At 75.5% G+C, this 24205-nt stretch carries 22 protein-coding genes; 14 read left to right on the top strand and 8 right to left on the bottom strand.

What is annotated here, in order from left to right; genetic code table 11:
- The 4 genes from AC1WTP_RS04395 to AC1WTP_RS04380 are packed head-to-tail and all read left to right on the top strand — an operon-like array spanning position 1 to position 4958.
- Positions 1-660 (top strand): 4'-phosphopantetheinyl transferase family protein, encoded by a 660-nt coding sequence (locus tag AC1WTP_RS04395; RefSeq protein WP_481648087.1) that lies wholly within the window; start codon positions 1-3, stop codon positions 658-660.
- Positions 657-1733, top strand: coding sequence for a phosphotransferase family protein (locus tag AC1WTP_RS04390; RefSeq protein ID WP_481647957.1), 1077 nt, complete (start codon positions 657-659; stop codon positions 1731-1733). Before AC1WTP_RS04395 ends, AC1WTP_RS04390 begins: the two co-directional genes overlap by 4 nt.
- Positions 1711-2685 carry a hypothetical protein gene (locus AC1WTP_RS04385; RefSeq protein ID WP_481647956.1) on the top strand — a complete coding sequence of 325 codons (975 nt, stop codon included), beginning with the start codon at positions 1711-1713 and terminating at the stop codon, positions 2683-2685. Before AC1WTP_RS04390 ends, AC1WTP_RS04385 begins: the two co-directional genes overlap by 23 nt.
- Positions 2682-4958, top strand: a complete 2277-nt coding sequence (locus AC1WTP_RS04380; RefSeq protein ID WP_481647955.1) for a CoA transferase — start codon at positions 2682-2684, stop codon at positions 4956-4958. The genes AC1WTP_RS04385 and AC1WTP_RS04380 overlap by 4 nt, the downstream gene beginning before the upstream one ends.
- 344 nt (positions 4959-5302) lie before the next feature.
- On the opposite strand, the gene AC1WTP_RS04375 is transcribed toward AC1WTP_RS04380, so the two are convergent.
- Complete coding sequence (locus AC1WTP_RS04375; protein ID WP_481647954.1) at positions 5303-7009, bottom strand: carbamoyltransferase C-terminal domain-containing protein; 1707 nt, start codon at positions 7007-7009, stop codon at positions 5303-5305.
- Positions 7010-7172: 163 nt separating this feature from the next.
- On the opposite strand from AC1WTP_RS04375, the gene AC1WTP_RS04370 reads away from it, so the two are divergent.
- The gene (locus AC1WTP_RS04370) at positions 7173-7397 is read left to right on the top strand and encodes a hypothetical protein (protein WP_481647953.1); all 225 of its coding nucleotides are present in this window, start codon (positions 7173-7175) and stop codon (positions 7395-7397) included.
- A gap of 30 nt (positions 7398-7427) precedes the next feature.
- Here AC1WTP_RS04370 and AC1WTP_RS04365 read toward each other — a convergent pair whose 3' ends face one another.
- Positions 7428-8003, bottom strand: coding sequence for an NADPH-dependent FMN reductase (locus AC1WTP_RS04365; RefSeq protein WP_481647952.1), 576 nt, complete (start codon positions 8001-8003; stop codon positions 7428-7430).
- A gap of 47 nt (positions 8004-8050) precedes the next feature.
- On the opposite strand from AC1WTP_RS04365, the gene AC1WTP_RS04360 reads away from it, so the two are divergent.
- Entirely contained in the window at positions 8051-8740 is a 690-nt protein-coding gene (locus tag AC1WTP_RS04360; protein WP_481647951.1) for a GNAT family N-acetyltransferase, read from the top strand.
- On the opposite strand, the gene AC1WTP_RS04355 is transcribed toward AC1WTP_RS04360, so the two are convergent.
- Entirely contained in the window at positions 8625-9932 is a 1308-nt protein-coding gene (locus AC1WTP_RS04355; RefSeq protein ID WP_481647950.1) for an acyl-CoA dehydrogenase family protein, read from the bottom strand. The genes AC1WTP_RS04360 and AC1WTP_RS04355 overlap by 116 nt on opposite strands.
- Before the next feature lie 144 nt (positions 9933-10076).
- Between AC1WTP_RS04355 and AC1WTP_RS04350 the strand changes: the two genes are divergently transcribed.
- Genes AC1WTP_RS04350 through AC1WTP_RS04330 form a run of 5 tightly spaced genes read left to right on the top strand, consistent with a single transcriptional unit; the run spans position 10077 to position 15320 of the window.
- Positions 10077-11675, top strand: coding sequence for a (2,3-dihydroxybenzoyl)adenylate synthase (locus AC1WTP_RS04350; RefSeq protein ID WP_481647949.1), 1599 nt, complete (start codon positions 10077-10079; stop codon positions 11673-11675).
- Positions 11672-12151, top strand: coding sequence for a PaaI family thioesterase (locus tag AC1WTP_RS04345; RefSeq protein WP_481647948.1), 480 nt, complete (start codon positions 11672-11674; stop codon positions 12149-12151). Before AC1WTP_RS04350 ends, AC1WTP_RS04345 begins: the two co-directional genes overlap by 4 nt.
- A 48-nt stretch (positions 12152-12199) precedes the next feature.
- Positions 12200-13624 carry an MFS transporter gene (locus AC1WTP_RS04340; protein WP_481647947.1) on the top strand — a complete coding sequence of 475 codons (1425 nt, stop codon included), beginning with the start codon at positions 12200-12202 and terminating at the stop codon, positions 13622-13624.
- Positions 13621-14961, top strand: coding sequence for a condensation domain-containing protein (locus AC1WTP_RS04335; protein WP_481647946.1), 1341 nt, complete (start codon positions 13621-13623; stop codon positions 14959-14961). Before AC1WTP_RS04340 ends, AC1WTP_RS04335 begins: the two co-directional genes overlap by 4 nt.
- Entirely contained in the window at positions 14958-15320 is a 363-nt protein-coding gene (locus AC1WTP_RS04330) for an MmcQ/YjbR family DNA-binding protein (RefSeq protein WP_481647945.1), read from the top strand. Before AC1WTP_RS04335 ends, AC1WTP_RS04330 begins: the two co-directional genes overlap by 4 nt.
- On the opposite strand, the gene AC1WTP_RS04325 is transcribed toward AC1WTP_RS04330, so the two are convergent.
- The 4 genes from AC1WTP_RS04325 to AC1WTP_RS04310 form a co-directional block, all read right to left on the bottom strand.
- Positions 15282-16772, bottom strand: a complete 1491-nt coding sequence (locus AC1WTP_RS04325; RefSeq protein ID WP_481647944.1) for an amidase — start codon at positions 16770-16772, stop codon at positions 15282-15284. The genes AC1WTP_RS04330 and AC1WTP_RS04325 overlap by 39 nt on opposite strands.
- A gap of 4 nt (positions 16773-16776) precedes the next feature.
- Positions 16777-17841, bottom strand: a complete 1065-nt coding sequence (locus tag AC1WTP_RS04320; protein WP_481647943.1) for a methyltransferase — start codon at positions 17839-17841, stop codon at positions 16777-16779.
- A gap of 120 nt (positions 17842-17961) precedes the next feature.
- The gene (locus tag AC1WTP_RS04315) at positions 17962-19053 is read right to left on the bottom strand and encodes a class I SAM-dependent methyltransferase (protein ID WP_481647942.1); all 1092 of its coding nucleotides are present in this window, start codon (positions 19051-19053) and stop codon (positions 17962-17964) included.
- Positions 19050-19517 carry a VOC family protein gene (locus tag AC1WTP_RS04310; RefSeq protein WP_481647941.1) on the bottom strand — a complete coding sequence of 156 codons (468 nt, stop codon included), beginning with the start codon at positions 19515-19517 and terminating at the stop codon, positions 19050-19052. The genes AC1WTP_RS04315 and AC1WTP_RS04310 overlap by 4 nt, the downstream gene beginning before the upstream one ends.
- A gap of 68 nt (positions 19518-19585) precedes the next feature.
- On the opposite strand from AC1WTP_RS04310, the gene AC1WTP_RS04305 reads away from it, so the two are divergent.
- The 3 genes from AC1WTP_RS04305 to AC1WTP_RS04295 all read left to right on the top strand — a co-directional run bounded on the left by AC1WTP_RS04305 (position 19586) and on the right by AC1WTP_RS04295 (position 22972).
- On the top strand, positions 19586-20410 hold the full coding sequence (locus tag AC1WTP_RS04305; RefSeq protein WP_481647940.1) for a thioesterase family protein: 825 nt from the start codon (positions 19586-19588) through the stop codon (positions 20408-20410).
- Between the two features lie 105 nt (positions 20411-20515).
- Positions 20516-21721 carry a cytochrome P450 gene (locus AC1WTP_RS04300; protein WP_481647939.1) on the top strand — a complete coding sequence of 402 codons (1206 nt, stop codon included), beginning with the start codon at positions 20516-20518 and terminating at the stop codon, positions 21719-21721.
- Positions 21722-21724: 3 nt separating this feature from the next.
- Positions 21725-22972: a cytochrome P450 gene (locus AC1WTP_RS04295; protein ID WP_481647938.1), complete on the top strand. Its 1248-nt coding sequence runs from the start codon at positions 21725-21727 to the stop codon at positions 22970-22972.
- A 40-nt stretch (positions 22973-23012) separates the two neighbouring features.
- Here the strand turns inward: AC1WTP_RS04295 and AC1WTP_RS04290 are convergent, their stop codons facing one another.
- Entirely contained in the window at positions 23013-24203 is a 1191-nt protein-coding gene (locus AC1WTP_RS04290) for a cytochrome P450 (RefSeq protein ID WP_481647937.1), read from the bottom strand.
- Positions 24204-24205: the final 2 nt, after the last annotated feature.

The following is a 24205-nucleotide window of genomic DNA, read 5'->3' as shown; positions in this document are numbered from 1 at the left end:
CTGGGCGAGCTGCTGCCGGCTGCCGTGCGGGTCGCCGAGCGGCCCGACGACGACCCGGCCGCCGTACCGCTGGCCGAGGAGGCGGCGGCGGTGGCCCGGGCCGGCGCGGGCCGGCGCGGCGAGTACCTCACCGGGCGGGCGTGCGCGCGGCGGGCGCTGGCCCGGTTCGGGGTGCCGCCGGTGGCCATCCCGACCGGTCCCGACCGCGCGCCGCGCTGGCCGGCCGGCTTCGTCGGCAGCATCACCCACTGCCGCGGCTACCGGGGCGCCGCCGTGGCCCGCCGCGCCGACCTGCTCGCCGTCGGCGTCGACGCCGAGCCGCACCGGCCGCTGCCGGCCCGGGTGGCCGAGCGGATCCTGCTGCCGGCGGAGCGGAGCTGGTTGCGCGGGCAGCCGCCCGGCAGCCACCTCGACACGGTGTTCTTCTCCGCCAAGGAGAGCGTCTACAAGGTCTGGCACCCGCTCACCGGGCGCTGGCTCGGCTTCCGCGACGCCCTGGTCCGCCTCGACCCGGCCGGCGACGTCGCGCCGGCCGGCGGCCTGGCCGGCACGTTCACCGTGGACCTGCTGGTGCCGGCCCCCGACTGCCTGCGCGGGATCACCGGCCGGTTCCGGATCGGCGACGGGCTGGTGCTCACCGCGGCCACGGTGGCCGCGTGATCCCCGCCCCGGAACGGGTCACCCCGGCCTGGCTGACCGACGCGCTACGGGCCAGCGGCGCGGCGGCGGACGGCGCCCGGGTCACCGACGTGGCGCCCGCGCCGGTGGGCGGCGGGAAGCTGTCCCGCTGCCTCCGGCTGCACCTGCGCTGGTCGCCGTCCGGGGCCGGACCGGACACGGTGATCGGCAAGTTCGCCGCCGCCGACGAGCGCACCCGACGCACCGGCACCGACAGCGACGCCTACCGCCGGGAACTGCTCTTCTACCGCCGGCTCGCGCCGGCCGTGCCGATCCGGGTGCCACGCTGCCATCTCGCCGCGGCGGCGCCGGGGACCGGCGAGTTCGTGCTGCTGCTCGGGGACGCCGCCCCGGCCCGCCCCCGGGACCAGGTGTGCGGGGCCGCGCCGGACGACGTCGCCCTGGCGCTCGGCGAACTGGCCCGGTTGCAGGCGCGGTTCTGGGGCGGGGCGGGGCTGTCCGGTCAGCAGTGGCTGCCGGTGCCCGGCCCGGCGGCCGACCGGCGGCGGGCCGCGGCGTACCGGGTGACCGCCGACGGGTTCCTGGCCCGGTTCGGCGAACGGCTGTCGCCCCGGGCCCGGGCGGTGGTGACCGGGCTCGCCACCCGGGTACGCCGCTGGGCCGCCGCGCACCAGCCCCCGTACACCCTGCTGCACGGCGACTTCCGGCTGGACAACCTGCTCTTCGGTGACGCCCCCGGCACCGCGCCGCTGACCGTCGTGGACTGGCAGACCGTGGCGGTCGGGCCCGGCCCGAGCGACGCGGCGTACCTGGTCGGCGGCGCGCTGCCGGTGGGCGTGCGGCGGAACCGCGAGGAGGAGCTGCTGCGGCACTACCGGCGGGCGCTGGCCGTTGCCGGGGTGTGCTGGGGCGAGGCGGAGTGCCGCCGCGCGTGGCGGCTCGGCGCCCTCGCCGGGGTGCACATGACCGTGGTCGGGGCGATGCTCGTCGCGGCCGACGCCGCGAGCGACGACATGTTCGTGTCCCTGGCCGAGCGGCACGCGGCCCACGCGACGGATCTGGAGGCGTTCGATGTCCTCGACCAGGACCGGTGAGGAAGCCCTGCCCGACGAGGCGTTCGGGCCGCCGCCGGCCGACCCGCCGGCGTACTGGCAGGAGAGCTGCTACTTCGTGGCGCACCGGCCGGACCGTCCGGGCGACGTGCTGATCCTGAACCTCACCAGCCACCCCGGCCGGGACGGCTTCGACTGCCTGCAGATGAGCCGGATCGACGGGCGGTTGCGGTTCGCCCGCTTCACCCGCCGGTACGGCGACGACCCGCGCACCACGGCGGTCGGTCCGGCCCGGGTGGACGTGCTCCAGCCGTACCGCCGGGTGCGGCTGGCCGTGGCGGCCGGAGCCGCACCGGTCGGCTTCGACCTGACCTGGACCGCCCGGACCCGGCCGTACCTGCTGCCCCGCGGGTCGATGTCGGCGCGCGGCCGGCTGGTGTGGGACCAGCGCCACCTGTTCCAGTCCGGCTGGTTCGACGGCTGGTACTCGGTCGACGGCGAGCAGCGGCCGGTGCGCCGCTGGTGGGGGCAGCGGGACCACTCCTGGGGCGTCCGCGACCACGCCCGCGTGCCGCTGTGGATGTGGCTGGCCGTGCAACTCGGCGACGGGATGTTCGGCGTCTGGTGCTGGGAACGGCCGGACGGTGGCCGGGCCTACTGCGAGGGCTGCTGGGCCCCGGCCGGCGACCGGGAGCCGGTGCCGGTCACCGGCTTCCGGCACCGGCTGCACTGGACCGGGGCGGACGGCCGGCCGGTCGGGTACGGGCGGGCCGGCGCGCCGGTGCACGGCCTCGCCGGCCGGGTGGAGTTCGACCTCGCCGACGGCGGGCGGATCGGGGTGACCGGCAGCGGCGGGTGGAACGCCCGCTACGGCCGGCGCGGGGGCGGGCAGCACCACCTCGCGGTGGTCACCGACGACGGCCGGCGGGGCACCGCGATCTACGAGATCACCGGCTCGGACCACCACCACTTCTTCCCCGGCGGCGCCCGGTGACCGGGCCGCTGCACGGGCTGCGGGTGCTGGAGCTGGCCACCGGGGTGGCCGGCCCGTACGCCGGCCGGCTGCTGGCCATGCTCGGCGCCACCGTGGTGAAGGCGGAACCGCCCGGCGGCGACCCGGCGCGGGACCTGCCGGTCGACGGCGGGGGGCAGCACCGCCCCGGCCCGGTCTTCGTGCACCTCAACGCCGGCAAGCGGCTGGTCGGCCGGGAGGTGCTGCCGGCGGCGCTGGGCTGGGCGGACGTGGTGCTCGACGACGGGACGCTGCCGCCGGTGGACGGTCCGCTGGTGGTCACCGTGACCTCCGGCCTGGACACCGGCGAGGAGCTGCTGGTGCAGGCGGCGTCCGGGCTGCTGGCGGTGAGCGTGGACGACGACGGCGTGCCGCACCGGTTCCCCGGCTGGCAGTCGCAGTACCTGGCCGGAGCGTACGCGGCGGCGGCCGCGCTGGCCGGGCTGGCGCGCCGGGCCGGCGGCGCCCGGGTGAGCTGGCTGGGGGCGCTGCTGACCGCGTTCGAGGCGCAGGGCGCCGGGCTGCTCTACACCGCCAGCTCCGGCCGCCCGGACGACCCGGACGAGGCGCGCCGCAACGCCGGGCACCTGGCCCGCACCTTCCCGTCCGGAGTGTTCGCCTGCGCCGACGGGCAGGTGGTGCCCGGCACCGTACGGGCGGAGGACTGGCTGCGGCAGTGCGCCGTGTACGGCCGCCCCGACCTGCCGTACGACGAGCGGTTCGTCTGGGCGCACCGGTGGCGCAACCGGCGGCTGCTCGCCGCCGAGCTGCGCCCCTGGTACGCCGCGCGCACCCGGGCGGAGATCTTCCGGGCCGCGCTGGACGCCGGCTGGGCGGCGGCGATGGTGCTCACCGCGCGGGACGCGCTCGCCGACCCGCACCTGGCCGAGCGGGGCTTCCTCGCCCCGCTGACCGGGGCCACCGGCGGCCGGGTGGCGGCGCGCCCGTGGCGCAGCCGGCTGCTGCCCGAGCAGCTGCCGGTCCGCCTCGCCGACCCGGGCGGGGACACCGGTTGGTTCCGCCCCGGCCGGCCCCGGTCGGCGGCGCCGCCCCGGCCGCCGGAGCTGTCCCGGGTGCGCGTGCTGGAGCTGACGCTGGCCTGGGCCGGGCCGCTCACCGGCCGGTTCCTCGGCACGCTCGGCGCGGACGTGGTGCGCGTCGAGGTCGGCAACCGCCCGGACGGCTGGCGGAGCCGGCACCGGTGGCGCGAGCTCGGCGTGCCGGCGCCCGACGGGGCGGACCCGGACGACTGCACCTGGGACGCCTCCGCCCAGTTCAACAGCCTGAACCGGGGCAAGCGCGGGATCTCGGTGGACCTGGCCACCCCGGCCGGCGCCGACGTGTTCCGGGACCTGGTCGCGGTGGCGGACGTGCTGGTGGTGAACATGACCCACGACGTGCTGGAGAAGCGGGGCGTGGCCGACGACGTACGCCGGCAGGTCGAGCGGGGGCTGGTGGTCGTCACCATGCCGGCGCTCGGCGCGACCGGGCCGTACCGGTCGATGGCCGGCTACGGGATGCTCACCGAGGGGATGGGCGGCTTCGCGGCCCGCTACGGTTCGCCCGCCGAGCCGGCCGCGGTCAGCCCGGTCTACTACCCGGACGCGGTGGCCGGGGTGCACGGCGTGGTCGCCGTGCTGGCCGCGCTGGCCGGGCGGGCCCGGCACGGGCGGGGTGACTGGCTCGACCTGTCCCAGCAGGAGACGCTCTGGTTGCAGCTCGGCGAAGGGCTGGTGCTCGCCGCCCGGGAGGGCCGGGACCCGGCGCGCCTCGGCGACGCCGAGCCGGGGGTGCCCTGCTCGGGCATCGTCGCCACCCGGGACGGGCACGTCGCGTACGTCGACCGGCGGCCGGGCTCGACCGCGACGCCGGCGGCGGTGGCCGGCTGGGCCGCCGCCCTGACCAGCGCCGAGGTGCTGGCCCGGCTGCGGGCCGAGGGGGCCGCCGCCGAGCCGGTGGCCGACCTGCGCCGCCGGTACGCCGACGGGACGCTGCACGCCGCCGGGCTGGTGGAGGAGGGCGACCATCCGGTCGCCGGCCGGCGGGCGCACCTCGCGCTGCCGGTCCGGCTGGCCGGCGACCCGCTGCCGCCGCCCCGGCCCGCTCCCCTGTTCGACCAGCACACCGACGAGGTGCTCGCGGAGTGGCTCGGCTACGACGCCGACCGGATCCGGGCGCTGCGCGAGGCGGAGGCGGTCGGCACCCGCCCGCGTCAGCCACGCCGCCGCTCACCCAGCGGCACCGGCCGCCGCTGACGCCGCGCCTGAGGGGCGCAACTCCCCGACGTCGCGGCCCGACTGAGCCTCGCGAGCGAGGAGACAACCTCCCGGAAGTCGCTGCCTGCCCCGAGCCCGGAGGGGACAACTTCGCCGAAGTCGCTGCCTGCCCGGAGCCCGCAGGGGACAACTTCGCCGAAGTTGCTGCCTGCCCGAGCCGGCGGGAGGGCGACTTCCGCGATGTGCGGCGGATCCTGCGCTCCGGCGCGACGAGCAGACGGGCGCGGCGACCGGGCCTGACGACTCAAGGCGTTCCTGGGGACCGGGCGAGCGGTCCCGCCGCCTCCAGGGGGGTTGGAGGGCGGCGGGACCGGTCGGCGGGGTCAGCCGGCGACGGGCTCGGCGTCGGTCCAGTGCAGCACGCCCTCGGACCAGACGTAGCGGGCCTGGGCCCAGCGCATCACCGAGGCCGCGTCGGGGAAGAAGCCCGAGCCCTTGAAGTTGGCGCTGGTGTTGCAGAGCACCGGGACGCCGGTGAGCCGCTCGTACGCGGTCAGCAGCCGGTGCATCGTCGGGTTGTCGGTGTCCACGGTCTGCAACCGGGCGCTGCCGTCCAGGTGCACCACCGCCGGGATCCGGTCCTTCCACTCCGGACGGACGGAGTGGTCGAAGAGCATGTACGGGTCGCGGGTGCCCGGGCTGAACACCTCGGGGGCCCGGTCCTGCAGGCAGATCGGGGCCACCGGCCGGTACCACTCCCGCCCCTTCATGGCGTTGAGCCGGTCCTTCATGGCCGGGCTGGTGGCCGGGGCGATGATGCTGCGGTGCCCGAGCGCGCGGGGGCCCAGCTCGGCCGGCCCGTGCACCACGACCACCGGCTCGCCCTGCTCCACCAGGAGCTTGGCGAGCTCCTCGAGCTCACAGGGGCGGCTGGACCAGCCGGCCGGCACCCGCCGGGTCGGCGTCACCGGCGGGCCGGCGAAGACCGACCAGCGCAGCGCGGAGCGCCCGGTGGTGCGGATCATCTCCACGCAGGCCGCGCCGATCGCCGAGCCGGCGTCGTTGGGGAACGGCGGCACCCAGACGTCGGCGAAGAGGCCGCTGGCGCGCAGCCCGGCGTTCCACTTGATGTTCAGGGCGCAGCCGCCGGAGAGGCAGATCGGCAGGCCGTCCAGCTCGGGCAGCTCGGCGAGCTTCTGCTTGAGCCCGTCGACGAGCACCCGGAACAGGTGTTCCTGGAAGGAGGCGAGCAGCGCGGCGTCGGAGAGCCCCAGGGCGACCGCCTCCTGCTGCACCCGCCGGCTCCACCCGTACGACTTGATGGCCCGGTCGATCGGCAGCATCGTCGCGGTGACGCCCTCCATCAGCTTGATGGCCTCCTCGGAGGGCGGGTCGAGCGAGGCGTACGCCATCGCCTTGCCGGAGACCGGGAGCAGCGCCTCCATGCCCGGGCCGGGGTTCGAGGCGAGCCGCCGCGAGTGGTCGACCCGGAACGGGCCGAAGTGCGACGCGAAGATCGGGTAGATGCCGCCGGAGACCTCCGCCACCGGGCCGTACGCCCGCACCGCGCGCCGCCGGGGGTCGTAGTGGTAGAGGTTCGGCGCCATCCCGCCGTCCCAGACCAGCATCAGCGCCGGCTCCTCCCGGGCGGCGACGTCGCTGGTGCAGTAGCTGGCGAAGGCGTGGTCAGTGGCGTGGCTGAAGCTGCGGAAATCCGTCGGCTCGGGGCCGAAGAGCGGGCTGGTGCCGACCCGCCCGTCGAGCAGCCGGGGCGAGTCCGCCGGCGCGTCGTCGTAGCCGGCCACCTCGACCGGCCGGGCGGTCCCGGCGTCGTCGATCACCTCGACCCAGCTCTCGTTCTCCCGGCCCCGGGCCCAGCCGTCGATGACCACGCTGCTCAGGTCGGCCGGGCAGACCCCGGCGTCGCGCAGCCGCGCGGTGATGTCGGCGGACCGGTTGAAGGTCGCGTGCCGCTCCCGGTTCTCCAGCTTCTCCGCCTCGACCGAGAGCAGCAGCCGGTCGCCCTCCACGATCGCGAAGCCGCCGTCGTGGGTCATCTTGAGCCCGCAGATCAGGGGGTGTGCAGACATCGCTTCTCCTCCCGGCGCGACCGGTCGGCGGCGACCTGGGTCGTGGTGGAACATAGGCGCGGCGCTGTCGGGGCGACAAGGCGCGCAGAACCGCGCGGGGCCCGGGCGAGTGGCGCGACTCCCCAGTTGAACGGCGCTCCGGTCGGCGGCGACACTGCCAGGCGTGCCGGAGCCGGTGAGTTTCTCCAGGGACGTGCTGCCGCTCTTCCGCGAACTGGACCTCGAGATGCCGCACGCCTTCGACCTGTCCGACCACGCCGACGTCTGCGCGTGGGCCGAGGCCATCCACGAGCGCCTCGCCGACGGCTCGATGCCGTGCGACGCGCCCTGGCCGGACGAGGACGTGGCGCTGTTCCGCCGCTGGATCGACGAGGGCCGCCACCCCTGACGGGTTGGGCCGAGCCGGCGGGTCGGTCGGTCAGGCGCGGCTGAGCAGCGGGCGGGACCGCCGGTCCAGCAGCCCGCCGAGCGCCGGCGTCGCCCCGGCCGACCAGGCCGACAGCACCCGTTCGACGGCGGCGAACTCCGACTCCAGCACGGACAGTCCCGCGGTGGGCACCGCCGCCCCGAGCGCGACCAGCAGCGGGCGCAGGTAGCTCTCCACCGCGTGCCGGTGACCGCGGTCGGCGGCGGTCATCATCGGCACCGCCACCGTGCCGGCCAGGCCGTGCCGGGGCAGCAGGTCCAGGAAGAGCTTCAACAGCCCGGTGTAGCTGCCCTTGTAGGTGGGCGAGGCGACCAGCAGCAGCGTCGCGCCGGTCACCGCGGCGTACGCCTCGCGCACCGCGGCACACCGGTCCTCGGCCACGATCAGCCCGGCCGGCAGCTCGGCGAGGTCGACCAGGGTCGGGGCGGCCAGCTCGACCCCGGTCTCGGCCAGCCGCTCGCGCAGCAGGTCCGCCGCCGCCAGCACCACGCCCCGGGTGCGCGACCGGGGCCTCGGGTTGCCGACCAGGACGGTGAAGCTGACCGGGCCACTGTCGACAGACGTCATTGCCACACATTGGCACGGCCCGACGCGGCGCTGCTACGTTCCGCGACATGGCTGACCACGGCGACCCGCCCCGGCTGGAGGTCCGTGGCCTGCGTCCCGACGAGCGGCGGCTGGCCGGCGGGCTGACCGCCCGGGCGATGCGGGACAACCCGACCACCCGGGCGATGTGCGGCCCCGACCCGTTCGACCGGCTGGCGCACATGCAGCCGATCTGGACCGCCTTCTTCCACCGGCCGCCGGGCCCCGCCGTCGGCGCGTTCCACCGGGGGTGCCTGGTCGGCGTCGCCGGGGCCACCCCGCCGGGCGCCTGCGTCGGCGCCACCTACGGCCCGCGCGCCACGGCGGTGGCGGGCGGGCCCGAGCCGCCGCCCGGCGACCCGGCCCGCGCCGACTACGTGCAGGCGACGTACGCGGTCAACGACCTGCCGGAGCCGCACTGGCACCTGGGTCCGGTGGCGGTGGAGCCGGGGTTCCAGGGCCTGGGCGTCGGCGGGCGGCTGGTACGCGAGCTGATCGCCGTGATGGACGCCGACGGGCGCGACTGCTGGTGCGAGACCGACACCGGGGCCAACGTCCGGTTCTACCGGGCACTGGGCTGGCGGGCGGTGCGCACCGTACGGGTCATCGGGATTCCGCTGTGGTTCCTGCACCGGCCGGGGCCGCGTCCGGCGCCGGCGGCGGAACCAGCGTCCGCAGCTCGGCGAACGGATCCAGACCCAGCGACACCCGGCCGATGAACTCCCGGGCCTCGATCGGCGAGTAGGGCTGCATGAAGCCGCCCGCCCGCACGTCCCGGTAGAGCCGACCGAGTGGGTGCCCGGTGAGGTACGACCCGCCGCCGACCACGGTCATCGCCTGGTCGACCACCTCCGCCGCGGCCCGGTTGACGATGAGCTTGGTGCACTGGTAGTCCATCACCGCCCGGTGCACGGCGGCCATGGTCAGCTCCTCCTCGGGCAGCGCCAGGAACTCGTCCATCGCCTCGCAGGTGCGGCCCAGGGTGGCCCGGGCGGTGGCCAGCGCCACCTCCATCTCGGCCAGCTGCACCTGCACCGCCGGGCGCTCGGCCAGCAGCTGGTCGTACGGCTTGCGCTTGCGGCTCCGGGCGGTCGTCACGGTGAGCTCGCGCGCCGCCTCGGCGATGCCCAGGTACGCCCCGACGAGCGGGAAGTTCACCGCGACCAGACCCGGCCACATCGCCGTGGTCGGCTCCCCCACCCGGCCGCCGAGCTGCACCATGTCGGCCGGGACGAAGCAGTCGGTGAGCACCACGTCGTTGCTGCCCGAGCCGCGCATCCCGACCGCGTCCCAGTTGTCCAGCACGGTCAACCCCGGGGTGCCGCGCCGGATCACCGCGCTGCCCATCCGGTACCAGCCGGCGCCGTCGGGCACCCGGACGAAGACGGTGAACGCGTCGGCGACCGCCGAGTTGGTGGCGAAGGTCTTGTGCCCGCTGATCAGGTAGCCGCCGTCGGCGGGCCGGGCCTCGGTGGTGGGGAAGGAGAACGCCCCGCCCGGCTCGGTGCCGGCGTGCGACATCACCAACCGGCCGCGGCCCAGCAGCTTGACCAGGATGCGCAGCTGGGCGGTGAACGGCCCGTCGTCCGCCGACCGGCGCAGCGTGCGGCTGATGTCGAAGGTGAAGCCGAGGTGCATGTTCGCGGCGATGGCGGTGGCCGGGCAGCCGCGGGCCAGCCGGGACACCGCGACGGTCATGTCGTGCAGCGAGTCGACGCCGAGCCCGCCGGCCTCGGCCGGGGCGGTGGCGGCGAGGAAGCCGCTGGCCCGCATCGCGTCGAAGTTCTCCCGGACGAAGGTGTTCTCCGCGTCGTGCCGGGCCGCCCGGGTGGCGAAGTCCGCCGCGTGTTCCTCGGCCAGTTCGACCATCCGGGCACCGGCCGGGGTCCTCGCCGACAGCGGTCGGGTCATGGCGTACCTCCATCGACTCAGCACGCGGGCGAGTCGGACCCTACGGACCGCCCGCCGGAGGGCGCAACGAGCGCCGTTGCCGCCGGCGGACCGCGCATTGCGCGCCCTTGCCGCGCCGGAGGCCCGCCACCGATAGTGCGGGGCGTGGACGCAGTGGACGGTTTCGTGCCCTGGCCGGAGGAGTTCGCCCGGCGCTACCGCGCCGAGGGCTACTGGCGGGGCGAGACGCTCGGCGCCATCGGTCGGGAGGTGCCGGACCGGGACCGGACCGCGCTGGTGCACGGCGAGCGGCGGTGGAGCTACGCGGAGCTGGACCGGCGGGCGGACCGCACGGCGGCCGGCCTGGTGGCGCTCGGCATCCGCCCCGGCGACCGGGTGCTGGTGCAGCTGCCCAACGTGGCGGAGCTGGTGCAGCTCTCCCTGGCGCTGTTCCGGCTCGGCGCGCTGCCGGTGTACGCGCTGGCGCCGCACCGGATGGCGGAACTCGGCCACCTGGCCGCGCTGACCGGCGCCCGCGCCTACGTGGCGCCGGACCGCTTCGCCGGCTTCGACTACCGGCCGCTCGCCGCGGAGCTGCGCGCCGCCAGCCCGGCGCTGGAACACGTGCTGATCGTCGGCGAGCCCGGCGAGTTCCGGGGGCTGTCCGAGGTGGACAACGACCCGGTGGCGCTGCCCGGGCCGGCGCCCGGCGACATCGCCTTCTTCCTGCTCTCCGGTGGCACCACCGGCTTGCCGAAGCTGATCCCCCGCACCCACGACGACTACGCCTACCAGCTGCGGGCCTGCGCCGAGGCGCTCGGCGTGGACGAGCGTTCGGTCTACCTGGCGGCGCTGCCGGCGGCGCACAACGCGGCGCTGGGCTGCCCCGGGGTGCTGGGCACCCTGGCGGTGGGTGGCACCGTGGTGCTCAGCCCGACGCCGAGCCCGGACGACGCGTTCGGCCTGATCACCGCCGAGGGCGTCACCTTCACCACCCTGATGCCGCCGCTGCTGCCGGTCTGGGTGGACCTGGCCCCGCTGCTGGAGGTGGACCTGCGCCCGGTGCTGCTCCAGGTCGGCGGCGCGAACCTGCAACCCGAGGTGGCGTACCGGGTGATGGCGGCGGGCTGCCGGCTCACCCACTGGTTCGGCATGGCCGAGGGAGTCCTCAGCTACACCCGGCTCACCGACCCGCCGGACGTGGTGGCGCACACCCAGGGCCGGCCGCTGGCCGCCGCCGACGAGTACCGGGTGGTCGACGCCGACGGCGTGGACGTGCCCCCCGGCGAGGTCGGCGAGCTGCTCGTCCGGGGGCCGTGCACGCTGCGCGGCTACTACCGGGCGGAGAGCTACAACGCCGGGGCGTTCACTCCCGACGGGTTTCTGCGCACCGGTGACCTGGTCCGGATCACCGGGGCCGGGAACCTCGCCGTGCGGGGGCGGATCAAGGACGTCATCAACCGGGGCGGCGAGAAGGTCGGCGCCACCGAGCTGGAGGACCACGTCGGCGCCCACCCGGCGGTGCGGGCCTGCGCGGCGGTGGCCGTGCCGGACGCCACCCTCGGCGAGAAGATCTGCGTCTACCTGGTGCCGCGCGGCGAGCCAATCGGGCTGGACGAGCTGCGCGCCTTCCTCACCGGGCGCGGGCTGGCCGGGTACAAGCTGCCGGACCGGCTGGAGGTGGTGGCCGACCTGCCGCGCACCAGCGTCGGGAAGGTCGACAAGCGGCTGCTGCGCGAGCTCGGGGCCGGGGCCCGGGGATGACCCTGCGACGGCTGCACGAGGCGCCCGGCTCACGCTGCTTCGTCTGCGCGCCGGGCAACCCGCACGGCCTGGCGGTCCCGCTCTGGTACGACGACGCCGACGGCCACGTCGAGACGACCGTGCGCTTCGACGAGCTGCACTGCGGCGCCCCGACCTACGTCCACGCCGGACTCGCGATGGCCGTGCTGGCCGAGGCGATGGCCTGGGCGGTGGTCACCACCACCGGCCGGATCGCGATCACGCTGGCCAGCTCCACCGACTTCCGGCGTCCGCTGCGCATCGGCGTGCCGTACCTGGCCCGGGCCGAGATCGACCGGGTGACCGGGCCCGACGTGACCGCCTCGGCGGTGTTCCGGGTCGACGGCGAGGTGCTCGCGACCGCCGCCGCCACGTTCCGGGTGATCTCGGAGAAGACCGCGGCGCGGCTGCGCGCGCGGGTCAGCGCCCCGGAGCGGCAGTCGAGTAACCTACCGTGAGCCATCCGACACGGATGGCGACTGTCCGTACGTCCTCGGAGGAGCCCGGTGACAACTGACGAAACGACCAGCACGGTTTCCGCCCCGTCGAGCCCGCCGCTGCGGGCGCGCGGCGCCTGGCTCGTGCTTCTCATCGCCTGCGGCGCCTCCTTCACCGAACTGCTCGACGCCTCCATCGTCAACGTCGCGCTCTTCACCATCCGCAACGACCTCGGCCTCAGCGACCTCGGTCTGCAGTGGGTGGTCAACGCCTACCTGCTCGCGTTCGGCGGCCTGCTGCTGCTCGGCGGTCGGGCGGCCGACATGTTCGGCGTGCGGCGGATGCTCCTCGTCGGCCTGGTGGTCTTCGTGGTGGCCTCGCTGCTCGGCGGGCTCGCGCTGAACGGCGCCTGGCTGGTGGCGGCCCGCGCCGGGCAGGGCGTCGGCGCGGCGATCATCGCTCCCACCACGCTGGCCATCCTCACCACCTACTTCACCGACCCGAAGCAGCGGGCCGGCGCGATCGGCGCCTGGATCACCGCCGGCGTGGTCGGCGCCGCCCTCGGCTCGCTGATCGGCGGCGTCCTCACCGACCTGCTCGACTGGCGCTGGGTGCTCTGGATCAACGTGCCGGTCGGGCTGCTCCTGCTCGGCGCCGCCGTGGTCGGGCTGCGGGAGACCCGCCGTCCGGGCCCACGGGGCGGCTTCGACCTGGCCGGCGCCACGGCGGTCAGCGCCGGTCTGCTGCTGGTCGTGCTCGGCGCCGCCTCCACCAGCAGCTACGGCTGGGGCTCGCCGCGCACCCTGGTCCCGCTGCTGGCCGGGGTGCTGCTGCTGGTCGCCTTCGTCGCGATCGAACGGCGGGTCAGCTCGCCGATCGTGCCGCTGGACATCTTCCGGCTGCGCACCGTGTCGTCCGGCAACGCGGTGGCGTTCCTGGCCAACGCCGCCAGCCTGCCGATGTACTACCTGCTCGGGCTCTTCCTCCAGGACGTCTACGAGTTCAGCCCGTTGCAGGCCGGGCTGGCCTTCCTGCCGCTGTCGTTCAGCATCGTGATGGGCTCGTTCGCCGGCAGCATGCTGCTGCCCAAGGTCGGCCCCCGGCCGCCGATGCTGGCCGGCGCGGTGATCGCCGCGGCCGGGCAGGTCTGGCTGTCGCTCGCCCCCGACGACGGCAGCTACCCGGCCGACGTGCTGGTGCCGACGATCCTGATGGGAATCGGCATCGGCGCCATCTTCGTCCCGGCCACCAGCACCGCGACGGCGGGCGTCGCCGAGGAGCGCTCCGGCCTGGCCTCCGGCCTGGTGAACACCGCCAACCAGTTCGGCGGCGCGCTGGGTGTGGCGGTCCTGGCCACCTTCGCCGCCTCGTTCGCCAGCGCCGCGACCGGCTACACCAACGCGATGCTGCTCGCCGCGGGGGTCGTGCTGCTCGCCGGGGTGGCGGCGTTCTCCGCCCCCCGGGCCCTCCCGGAGGGCGCGGGCACGCCATGACGGTGACCGACGAGGCGCCCGCGTCGATCGGGCAGCGGCTGGTCTGGTTCCTCGAGCACTACCGCTCCGAGTCCTCGTCGGTCAGCTGCCCGGCCCTGTTCCGGATCCGGGGCGACCTGGACTCCGGACGGGTCCGGGCGGCCGCGGAGCTGCTCACCGCCCGGCACGGGTCGCTGCGCACCACCCTCGACCGCCGGGGCCGCGAGCTGGTGCAGCGGGTGCACGACCGGCTACCCGCCCCGGTACGCACCGTGGCGCTGCCGGCCGACGCCGAGGCCGAGCTGACCCGGCAGTTGCGCGCCGAGCTGACCGCGCCGATCCCGGTCGAGCGGACGCCGGTCCGGTTCACCCTGTGGCGTCTCGGCGACCGCGACGCGGTCTGGTGCGTGAACATGCACCACCTGATCTCGGACGCGTGGTCCTGCGGGGTGGTGGTCGACGACGTGGTCCGGCTGCTGGGCGCCGCGCCGGGGACGGACCCGGCACTGCGCCCGGTCGGCTGGCAGTACCTCGACTTCTGCCGGTGGGAGCGGGCCGCGGTGGACAGCGGCGAGCTGCGCCGCCAGCAGGAGTGGTGGCAGGCGCGGCTGGCCGGGGTGCGGCTGCCCGTGCTGCCCGGCCGCGCCGACGTGGTCGACCTGGCCCGGCCGGAGCCGGCGCTGGCCGTCGCCGAGCTGCCCGGCACCGTCGGCGACGGGCTGCGCGAGCTGGCCCGGGCCGAACGCACCACGCTCTTCTCGGTCTTCCTGGCGCTGTACTACCTGCTGCTGCACTCGCGTACCGGGCAGGACGACCTCACCGTCGCCTCGTTCTTCGCCAACCGCACCCGCCGCGAGCTTCAGCACACCGTCGGCTTCCTGGCCAACATGCTGGCCCTGCGGACGGCCTTCGCGCCCGGCGGGTCGTTCCGCGACCTGCTTGCGCAGACCCGCCGCACGGTGCTGGACGCGGTGGTCCACCAGGCGGTGCCGGCGCAGATGCTCTCCCTGCCGTCGCTGGTGCACTCCCCCGGCCGGCTCAACGACGTGGTCTTCCAGATGCTGCCGGACCGCAGCCCCGAGGCGTGGGAGGCGGCCACCCTCCCGTCCGGGCTGGAGATCGGCACCTTCCGGCCGCCGCAGGCGCTGAGCCGGTTCGGGCTGAACCTCACCGTCATCCCGCGCGGTGACCGGATCGAGGCCCGGCTCTCCTACGCGGAGAACCAGTTCGCGCCGAGCTGGGTCGAGCGGTTCCTGGCCGACTACGGGGCCGCCGCCCGGGCCGTGCTGGCCGACCCGGCGCCGTCGCTGCCGGCGCTGCTGGGCGACCTCCGCCCCGCCGGGCGGGCCGCGTCGTGACCGGCGACGCGCTGCGCGAGCGGGTACGCGCGATCGCCACCGCCCTGCCCGAGGTGACCGCCGACGGCGAGGGCCCGCACGTCGGCTACCGGGTGCGGAAGAGGACCTTCCTGTGGTTCCTCGACGACCACCACGGCGACGGCCGGGTGGTGCTGCACGTCAAGGCGGCACCCGGGGCGCAGCAGGCGCTGGTCGGCGCCGACCCGGTCCGCTTCCACGTGCCGAGCTACCTCGGTGCCCGCGGCTGGGTGGGGGTGGACCTGGAGCCACCCGGGCTGGACTGGGACGAGGTGACCGAACTGGTCCGGGACGCGTACCGGCTAACCGCGCCGAAGCGCCTCGCGGCCGAGGTCGAGTGACGGCCGGGCGGCGTCGGGGGCGGGCCGGGCCGCCAGCGGCGGGGCGGTGAAGCCGCCGGTGAGCCGCTCCACCAGGCGGGCGAAGCCGATGGTGGAACGGTCGGCCCAGCGCGGCCCGACGATCTGCGCGCCCACCGGCAGGCCGGCGGCGGTGCGCCCGACCGGCACCACGGTGGCCGGCAGCCGGGCCAGGCTGGCGAGGTTCGTCCAGACCATGTGCACGAAGTACGGCACGGACCTGCCGTCGATCTCCAGCGTCCGCTGCGGCGCGGGCCGGTCCACGTCGTGCGGGAACGCCGGCAGCGGGGTCACCGGGGTGAGCACCACGTCGACCTGCTCGAACACCGCCGGCCAGGCCGCCTCGATCCGGGCCCGCCGCTCCTGGGTGGCGGACCAGTCCCGGTAGGACTGGGTCACCGCCTGGGCCAGCGGGTCGTCCGCGGCGACGGCGAGCAGTTGCCCGTACTCGTCCGGGGTGAAGTACGCCGACAGCACGCCGATGAGCAGCCGCACGTACACCTCGTGCATCTCGTAGAACGGTCGGGGCGGGCGCAGCCGCTCGACCAGCACGGCGCCGGCGTCGGCAAGCCGGTCGGCCAGCCCGCGCAGGATGCCCAGCAGCTCCCGGTCGGTGCGGGCCAGCGGGCTGTCCAGCCAGAGCCCGACCCGGCAGTCGCGCAGGTCGGGCAGGCGGTTGGCCGGCAGCCGGCCGCCGGGCACGCCGGCCAGGTCGGTGCCGACCAGGACGTCGAGGGCGAGCTCCAGGTCGTCGGCGCCGCGGCCGAGCGGGCCGGCGGTGCCCAGCTCGGGGGTGGCCAGCGCGCCGGGGGGTGGCGGCAGGTGCCCCCGGCCGGGCACCGCGCCCCAGCTCGGCAGGTGGCCGAAGACCCCGCAGTAGTGGGCCGGCGCCCGGATCGAGCCGGCGATGTCGCTGCCCAGCTCGATCGGGCTCATCCCGGTGGCCACCGCGACCGCCGAGCCGCCGGACGAGCCGCCGGCGGTCCGGTCCGCACGCCACGGGTTCACGGTCAGCCCGTACCGCTCGTTCCAGGTCTGGAAGTCGCCGGCGTAGCGCGGCACGTTGGTCTTGCCGTAGACCACCGCGCCGGCGGCCCGCAGCCGGGCCACCGCGTCGGCGTCCCGCGCCGGCACGTGCTCGCCGAGTTCGACCGCGCCCGCCGTGGTGCGCAGACCGGCGGTCTCGAAGACGTCCTTCACGGTCATCGGCAGCCCGTGCAGCGGGCCGAGCAGCCGACCCCGGGCCCGGGCGTCGTCCGCGGCCCGGGCCGCGGCGCGGGCCCGGTCCAGGTCCGTCGCGACGACCGCGTTCAACCCGTCGTTGTACGCCGCCACCCGCGCCAGGCACGTCTCCAGCAGCTCGACGCTGCCGACCTCCCCGGCGGCGAGCGCCGCGACCAGCCGGGCGCCGGTGGCGGTCGCCAGGTCGGCCATCGGCTCAGGCGGCGGAGCAGACGAAGAGCATCACCGAGAAGGTGGTGATGTTGCTGGCCGGGTAGGTGGTGTCCAGCTTCAGCCCGGCCTTGGCGAACAGCTCGCGGTACTGCTCGACGCTGAGCTCCTGCCCGCCGACGCTGGTGAGCATCCGCAGGTCGAGGGCGGTCATCACGGCCCGGTTGGACTTCGTCACCGGCGTCTGGAGCAGCATCACCTTGCCGGTGTCGCCGGCGGCCTCGGCGCAGCGGCGCAGGATCCGCACCGCGTTCTCCTCCGACTCCTGGTCGACGACCTCGGAGAGCAGGTACGCGTCGGCGCCCGGCGGCAGCGGGTCGAAGTAGCTGCCCGGGGTCACCGAGGCCCGGTCGGCCACCCCGGCCGCCTCGAAGTTGCGCCGGGCCCGCTCGATCATCTGCGGGAAGTCCACCAGCGTCGCCTGGAGGTGCTCGTACTTCTTCAGCAGCCGGATCAGCGGGGCGCCGCTGCCGCCGCCGACGTCCACGATCCGCTTCACGGTCGACCAGTCGTAGCCGCGCAGCAGGGAACGGGAGGAGAAGTTGACGATGGTGTCCAGCGCGGTCTCGAAGCTGTCCCCCATCGCCGGCGAGGAGACCAGATCCTCCCAGTACGGCTTGCCGTGCTGGGCCGGGTAGACCGGCTCGCCGGTGCGCACCGACTCCAGCAGGCCGGACAGGGACAGGTCCGCCTTGCCGCTGAACGAGTCCAGGTCGAGCAGCACCCGCATGCTCATCGGGTGGTCGCTGCGCAGTTGCTGCCCCACCGGGCCGACGTCGTAGCCGCCGTCGGGCCGCTCCGTGAACACGTCGTAGCTGGCCAGGTGCACCAGCAGGCGGCGCAGCGCCTTCGGGTCCGCGCCGCACCGCTGGGCCAGCGTCGGCACGTCGGTCACCCCGTCGGTGATGTGGTCGGCCAGGCGCAGCGTCGCGGCGACCCGCACCGCGTACGGGGTGACGAGGTTCGCCACGCTCTCCAGCCCGAACTGCGAGTTCTGCTGACTGCGGATGCTCCCGATCGAACTGGTCTGGGCTGGCTGCCGGGTACTCACGCTGACCGTCTCTGACACCGCGGACCTCACTCATCCATTGGCCGACGACACTTCTCCCTGAGCACCATGCTGGGATCGGGGCGGGGGCACAATGCGAGCGCGGCGCGCAGTTGACCGTCCTCAGTGGAGGTCGAGCCGGTAGAGCCGGTGGAAGCGGTGCGCCACGTCGAGCACCGTGGTGCGGGCGAAGCCGGCCGCGGCGGCGTGCCGGCGTACCGTCTCGGGGCGCAGCACCGCGCCGGTGCCCACCGAACCCTCGTCCACCAGGCCCTGCGGCAGGCAGTGCAGCAGGCTCACGGTGTAGATGAACCGCTCCGTCTCGTCGGCGGGGGCGGTGAACCGCTCGGCCGCCCGGGGTTCCATCAGCAGCACGACACCGGCCGGCTTGAGCATGGCCCGGCAGGCGGCGAGCACCTCGACCGGGCGCGCCATGTCGTGCAGCGCGTCGAGGACACAGACCAGGTCGTACCGGTCGGTCCCGGCGTGGCCGGCGAGGTCGGCGGCGGCGAACCGGACGCGCTGCGCGGCGGCCGGCGGCACCGCGGCCCGCGCGGCGGCCAGGGCGCCGGCGTCCCGGTCGAAGCCGTGCACCCGGGCCAGCGGATAGGTGCGGGCCAGCACCAGCGTGGACGTGCCGGTGCCGCAGCCCACGTCGGCGATGGCCGCGCCGGGCCGGCGCAGCGCCTGGTGCACGTCGGGCAGAGCGGCCCGCAGCCAGCCGGGGAGCTGGTCGGTGAAGACCGACCGGTTCATCCCGGCCTGGGCCGCCCGCAGCGCCTCCCCGTACGCGTCGGGAGGCACCCCGGCGCCCGCCCGCATCGCCTCGGCCAGCCGGGGCAGCGCGGGGGCGATGCCACCGACCGGCAGCACGCTGAGCGGGGCGACCGACCAGGGACCGCCGGTGTCGGTGAGCGCCAGCCGGTGCCCCTCGGGCAACGCGAAGCGGCGCCGGTCGGCGGGGACCGTGACGTCGTCGACCGTCACGATCCCCGCCGCCGCCTGCTGCTCCAGCCACTCGGTGGCGTACCGGGGGGCGATGCCGGCCCGGTCGGCGAACTCGGTCGCGGTGGCCGGCCCCTTCGCCAGCGCCTCGTAGAGGCCCAGGCGGACGCCCAGGTAGACCGTCATCAGCTCGGCGGCCGCGAGGCTGGCCTGGAACAGCCGCCCGCCGAGGGCCTGAGCCTGGGCGTGCGCCCCGCCCGGCGGGGTCATGTCGCCACGGCCTCCCGGGTGACCTGGCCGCCGCGGATCTCCCGCCACCCCGGCTGCAGCTCGACGGTGTCGGTCAACCGCTGCCAGAACACCCACGTGTGCCCGCCCGGGTCCTTGAGACCGTAGGCCCGCACCCCGTACGGCTTGTCCTCCGGCGGCTGCGGGTCGGCGCCCGCCGCCCGGGTGTTGGCCCAGTGGGCGTCGACGTCGTCGACGTAGAGGATGTTCTCCTGGCCCAGTGGCCCGGCCACGCCCTGCTTCGCCCAGAACCCCGGGCACCCGCAGACCTGGAAGACGGTGTCACCCGCCCGGATCTCGGCCTCCTGGACCGCGCCGTCGGGGTCGACCCAGCGCACCTGCTCCTCGAAGCCGAAGGTGCGCGCGAGCCAGTCCAACGCCGCGGCCGCGTCCTCGTAGTACAGGTAGGGGCTGATTCCCACGTACCGCACCGGCTGTCGGTCCATGCCGTCCTCGATTCCGCTCGGTGGAACAGTCACATTAACGTGAGCAGCCGCACACGGAGGTGAACATCGTGGGCAATCTCGCGTCCGACACCGCGGTCGAGTCCGTCGCGCCCGGCCGGTTCGCCGCCACGCTCTCCTCCGACTGGCAGCTCGTAGGGCCCAACGGCGGTTACCTGGCGGCGGTTGCGTTGCGCGCCGGGCAACGGCTGGTCGGCCGGTACCGGCCGGCGAGCATGTCCTGCCAGTTCCTGGCCCCGGCCCGGTTCGGCCGGGTGGAGCTGGCCGGCACGGTGCTGCGCAGCACCGAGCGGGCGATCGCCGTGCGGGTGGCGATGTTCCAACGCGGCGAGCGGCTGCTGGAGGCGCAGCTCTGGGCCACTCCCGAGCAGCCCGACGGCCCCGCCGTGGCCTGGGGCGACATGCCCGCGGCACCCGGACCGCAGCGGCTGCCCGACCTGAAGGCCCGGCTCGCCGCCGCCGACGCGTGGGTGCCGCGCTGGCACGACAGCGTCACGCTGCGGGTGGTGCCCGGCCCGACACCCGAGCTGACCTGGGCCCGGTTCCGGCCGGTGGCCGCCTTCGACGAACCGTGGCTGGACGCCTGCCGGGCGCTGATCCTGGTGGACAGTCTCCAGTGGCCGGCGATCCGGGTGCTGATGCCGGACCGGGACCGCACGCTGGCGCTCACCACGCACCTGGCGGTGACCTTCCACCAGGACGCCGGCGACGCCGAGTGGCTGCTGGTCGACGCCCGGGGCACCGCCGCGGCGCACGGCTTCGTCGGCGGCGCGGCGGCCGTCTGGTCCGACGACGGCCGGCTGCTCGCCTCCGGTCAACAGCAGATGCTGCTGCACCAGCTCAGCCGCCCGGCGGCGTTCTCCCGCGGCAGCTGACCGCCGGCGGCGGCGGGGTCCAAGTGGCGACGTTGCACAGTCGAACGCGTCCCGGCCTTCGGTCTACCTTGCAACCCGGATGCCCCGAGTGCGGAGGTGGAGGACGTGGACATCGCGAGCGCGCTGAAGGTGCTGAACACTCCGGAGGGCCGCGCCGAGCCGTACGCGGCGTACGCGGCGATGCACGCCCACGGGCCGGTGATCCCCTTCGGACGGCGGGTTCACATCATCGTCGGGTACGACCACGTCGACGCGATGATGCGCGACTCCCGGCTGCTGCTCGACGGCACCGTGTCGCTGGACCGGTACGTCCGCAACTGGCGCGAGCACCCCTCGATGCAGATGATGGCGAACTCGCTGCACTCGGTGAACCCGCCGGACCACACCCGGGTCCGCCGGGTCTTCGGGGCCGCCTTCACCGCCCGCCGGGTGGCCGCCATGCAGGAGCAGATCGAGCAGCGGGTGGACCGGCTCATCGACACCCTGCTGGAGAGCCGGGGCGGGTCGGTCGAGTTCATGGAGGCCTTCGCCTACCCGCTCCCGCTCGGCATCTTCTGCGACCTCATGGGGGTGCCCGACGCCGACGGCGAGTGGCTGCGCCCGCACTGGGACGAGCTGGTGAAGGTGCAGAACATGCAGTTCGGGGAGGCGCTGTTCAGCGCCGACCACGCCACCGCCGAGCTGTCCCGCTACTTCGACCGGCTGGTGGCCGAGCGCCGGGCCGAGCCGCGCGACGACTTCCTCACCGCGCTGATCGAGGCGAACGACACCGCCGTGGAGGGGCTCTCCCACGACGAGTTGATCGCCAACCTGGTGCTGCTGCTGATGGCCGGCTGGGAGACGGTGGCGAACATGCTCGGCAGCGGGCTGGTCATCCTGCTCGACCACCCCGAGCAGGCGGGGCGGCTGCGCGCGGACGCCGCGCTGGCCCCCGGCTTCGTCGACGAGATCCTGCGGATGGAGTCGCCGATCCAGTGGACGCTGCGCTGGGCGGCCGAGGACATCACGGTCGCCGGGGTGCACGTGAAGGCCAACCAGCACGTGCAGATGATGCTCGGCGCGGCGAACCGGGACCCGAACCGCTTCCCCGACCCGGACCGGTTCGACCCCGACCGGCCGAACAACCACCCGCTCACCTTCGGCGCCGGCGCGCACATCTGCCTCGGCCAGGCGCTGGGCCGCCTTCAGGGCCGGATCGCCTTCCCCCGGCTGCTGAGCCGGCTGCCCGACCTGGCCGTGGCGGAGGAGCCGACCCGGCTGGACCGGCCCGCCCAGCGGGGCTACTCGAAGCTCCCCGTCAGCGTCGGCTGACCGATGGCCGCCCGGCACCACCACGGCCCGGCCGACACCGCCACCGAGGACTTCCTGTCGGTGGTCGGCACCCCGGAGTACGTCGCCGACCCGTACCCCTTCCTGCGGCGGCTGCGCGAGAGCGGGCCGGCGCTGCACGCCGGCTCGGACATCTGGGTGGTCCCCCGCTACCCGGACGTGCTGCGTGGCCTGAAGGACCCGGCGCTCAGCTGCGACTTCGCCCAGCTGGAGCACTACGACCGGTACTTCCGGGCGCGCGGGGTGGACCAGCGTTTCCCGCTGCCGCTCAACGCGCTGGACCCGCCGGACCACCGGCGGATCCGCTCGGCGATCACCCCGGAGTTCCACCCGGCCGCGGTGGACGCGCTCCGCCCGGTCGTCACCGAGACGGTGGACGAGGTGCTCGACGAGCTGGAGGCGCGCGGGCGGACCGGGATCGACCTGGTGGCGGACGTGGCGTACCCGATCCCGGTGGCCATCATCGCCCGGCTGTTCGGCATCCCGCGGGAGGACCAGCCGCTGCTGCGCCGCTGGTCGCACGAGTTCGGGGTGGCCTCCGACCCGGACGCGGTGCTCACCGACGCCCAGCGCGAGCAGGCCGCGGAGGCGACCCGCGAGGCGGGCGCCTACTTCGCCCGGCTGGTGCGCCGCCGCGACGCGGTGCCGGGCGGCAACCTGCTCGGCCGGTGGCTGGCGACCAGCCGCGACGACCGCACGATGTCCCTGGCCGAGCTGCTGGTCAACGGGGTCTTCCTGCTGATCGTCGGGCACCACAACACGGTCAGCCTGATCGCCAACGGGATGCTCGCGCTGCTGGAGCACCCGGACCAGCTCGACCTGCTGCGCCGCTCGCCGGAGCTGATGCCCAACGCGGTCGAGGAGCTGCTGCGCTACGACAGCCCGGTGCAGACCGCCACCCGGGTCACCACCGGCACCTACCACGTCGACGGGGTGGACATCCCGGCCCACCGCCAGGTGATGCTGCTGCTCGGCTCGGCCAACCGCGACGAGCGGATCTTCGCCGACCCGGACCGGCTCGACCTGCGCCGCCCGGAGGCGCCGCGCAACCTGGGGCTGGGCCGGGGCATGCACTCCTGCCTCGGCGGCACGCTGGCCCGCATCGAGGTCGGCGCCGCGCTGGCCGCGCTGGTGCGCCGGTTCCCGGAGATGACCGTCGCCGGGCCGGCGCGCCGCCGGGTGCCGTGCTTCACCCTGCGCGGCCTGACCAGCCTCCCGGTCCGCCTCGGCTGAACCGCGGCGCCGCTCGCGGCCGGGTCGCCGGCGTACCGGATCAGCTCACCCGCAGCGGCAGGCGGTGCAGGCCACGGTTCCACAGCGACGCCGCCCGCACGGGCTCCCCGTCCAGCTCCACCGTGGCGTACCGGGTCAGCAGCCGGCGCAGCACCAGCTCGCCGGCGAGCCGGGCGAGGTGCAGCCCCAGGCACAGGTGCATGCCGTGGCCGAAGGCCAGGTGCGGGTTGGGTTGCCGGTCGAGCACCACCTCGTCGGCCCGGTCGAAGGCGGCCGGGTCGCGGTTGGCGGCGGCGAGCGACACCTCCACGAAGCGGCGCGCCTGCAACCGCCCCGACGGCAGGTCGATCGGCGCCTCCGTCCAGCGGATGGTGGTCTGCACCGGGCTGTCGTAGCGCAGCAGCTCGTCCACCGCGGTCGGCACCAGCTCGGGCGCGCGGCGCAGCCGGTCGAGCAGCTCGGGGCGGGACAGCAGCGCCAGCACCCCGTTGCCGATGCTGTTGGTGGTGGTCTCGTTGCCGGCGAAGAGCAGCAGGGTGGCGTTGGCGGAGAGCTCCTCGGCGGTGATCCGGCCGGCCCGCCAGGCCGCCGCCATCCCGGCCAGCAGGCCGTCCGGCGCGGGCCGGCGCACCTGCCGGGCGAAGTAGTCGGCGAAGAACGCGTTGGCCTCGTCGCTGCGGGCCAGCGCCTCCGGCGGCGGGAAGACGGCCGAGGCGTCGATCAGCGCGGCGATGCCCCGCTTCAGCTCGGCACAGTCGGTGTGCGGCAGGCCGAGCACGTCGGAGACGAGCAGGATGGGCAGGTCGGCGGCGACCGCCTCGATCAGGTCGAAGCGGTCGCCGGCCCGGTCGAGCAACCCGTCGACCAGCGCGCCGATCCGCTCCCGCTGCCCGGCCACCGGCCGGGGGGTGAACGGGGTGAGCATCAGCCGGCGGATCCGGCCGTGCCGCTCCCCCTCCATGTTGAGCACGCTGGCCAGGAACGAGGTCATGGTGGCGCCGGTGCCGGCCACCCGGCGCACCAACCGGGGCGGCACCGACCGGCCGCAGCGGCGGTCGCGCAGCAGCGCCGTCACGTCCGCGTGCCGGGTGACCAGGTACGTCCCGCCGGCCGTCAGGTGCAGCGGGTCCGCGTCGCGTAGCCGGGACCAGGTCGGATACGGGTCGTGCAGGAACGCCGGGTCGGACCGGTCGAAGCTCACCCGGTCCGCCACCACGTCGCCACCCGGCATGC

The organism is Micromonospora sp. R311, assembly GCF_056780015.1.
This window is presented reverse-complemented; position numbering and strand designations above follow the sequence as displayed.

Coding starts and splice junctions, on each gene's coding strand:
- AC1WTP_RS04385 (WP_481647956.1), top strand. CDS start 1,711: ATGTCCTCGACCAGGACCGGTGAGGAAGCCCTGCCCGACGAGGCGTTC.
- AC1WTP_RS04375 (WP_481647954.1), bottom strand. CDS start 7,009: ATGTCTGCACACCCCCTGATCTGCGGGCTCAAGATGACCCACGACGGC.
- AC1WTP_RS04365 (WP_481647952.1), bottom strand. CDS start 8,003: ATGACGTCTGTCGACAGTGGCCCGGTCAGCTTCACCGTCCTGGTCGGC.
- AC1WTP_RS04360 (WP_481647951.1), top strand. CDS start 8,051: ATGGCTGACCACGGCGACCCGCCCCGGCTGGAGGTCCGTGGCCTGCGT.
- AC1WTP_RS04355 (WP_481647950.1), bottom strand. CDS start 9,932: ATGACCCGACCGCTGTCGGCGAGGACCCCGGCCGGTGCCCGGATGGTC.
- AC1WTP_RS04345 (WP_481647948.1), top strand. CDS start 11,672: ATGACCCTGCGACGGCTGCACGAGGCGCCCGGCTCACGCTGCTTCGTC.
- AC1WTP_RS04335 (WP_481647946.1), top strand. CDS start 13,621: ATGACGGTGACCGACGAGGCGCCCGCGTCGATCGGGCAGCGGCTGGTC.
- AC1WTP_RS04325 (WP_481647944.1), bottom strand. CDS start 16,772: ATGGCCGACCTGGCGACCGCCACCGGCGCCCGGCTGGTCGCGGCGCTC.
- AC1WTP_RS04315 (WP_481647942.1), bottom strand. CDS start 19,053: ATGACCCCGCCGGGCGGGGCGCACGCCCAGGCTCAGGCCCTCGGCGGG.
- AC1WTP_RS04310 (WP_481647941.1), bottom strand. CDS start 19,517: ATGGACCGACAGCCGGTGCGGTACGTGGGAATCAGCCCCTACCTGTAC.
- AC1WTP_RS04295 (WP_481647938.1), top strand. CDS start 21,725: ATGGCCGCCCGGCACCACCACGGCCCGGCCGACACCGCCACCGAGGAC.
- AC1WTP_RS04290 (WP_481647937.1), bottom strand. CDS start 24,203: ATGCCGGGTGGCGACGTGGTGGCGGACCGGGTGAGCTTCGACCGGTCC.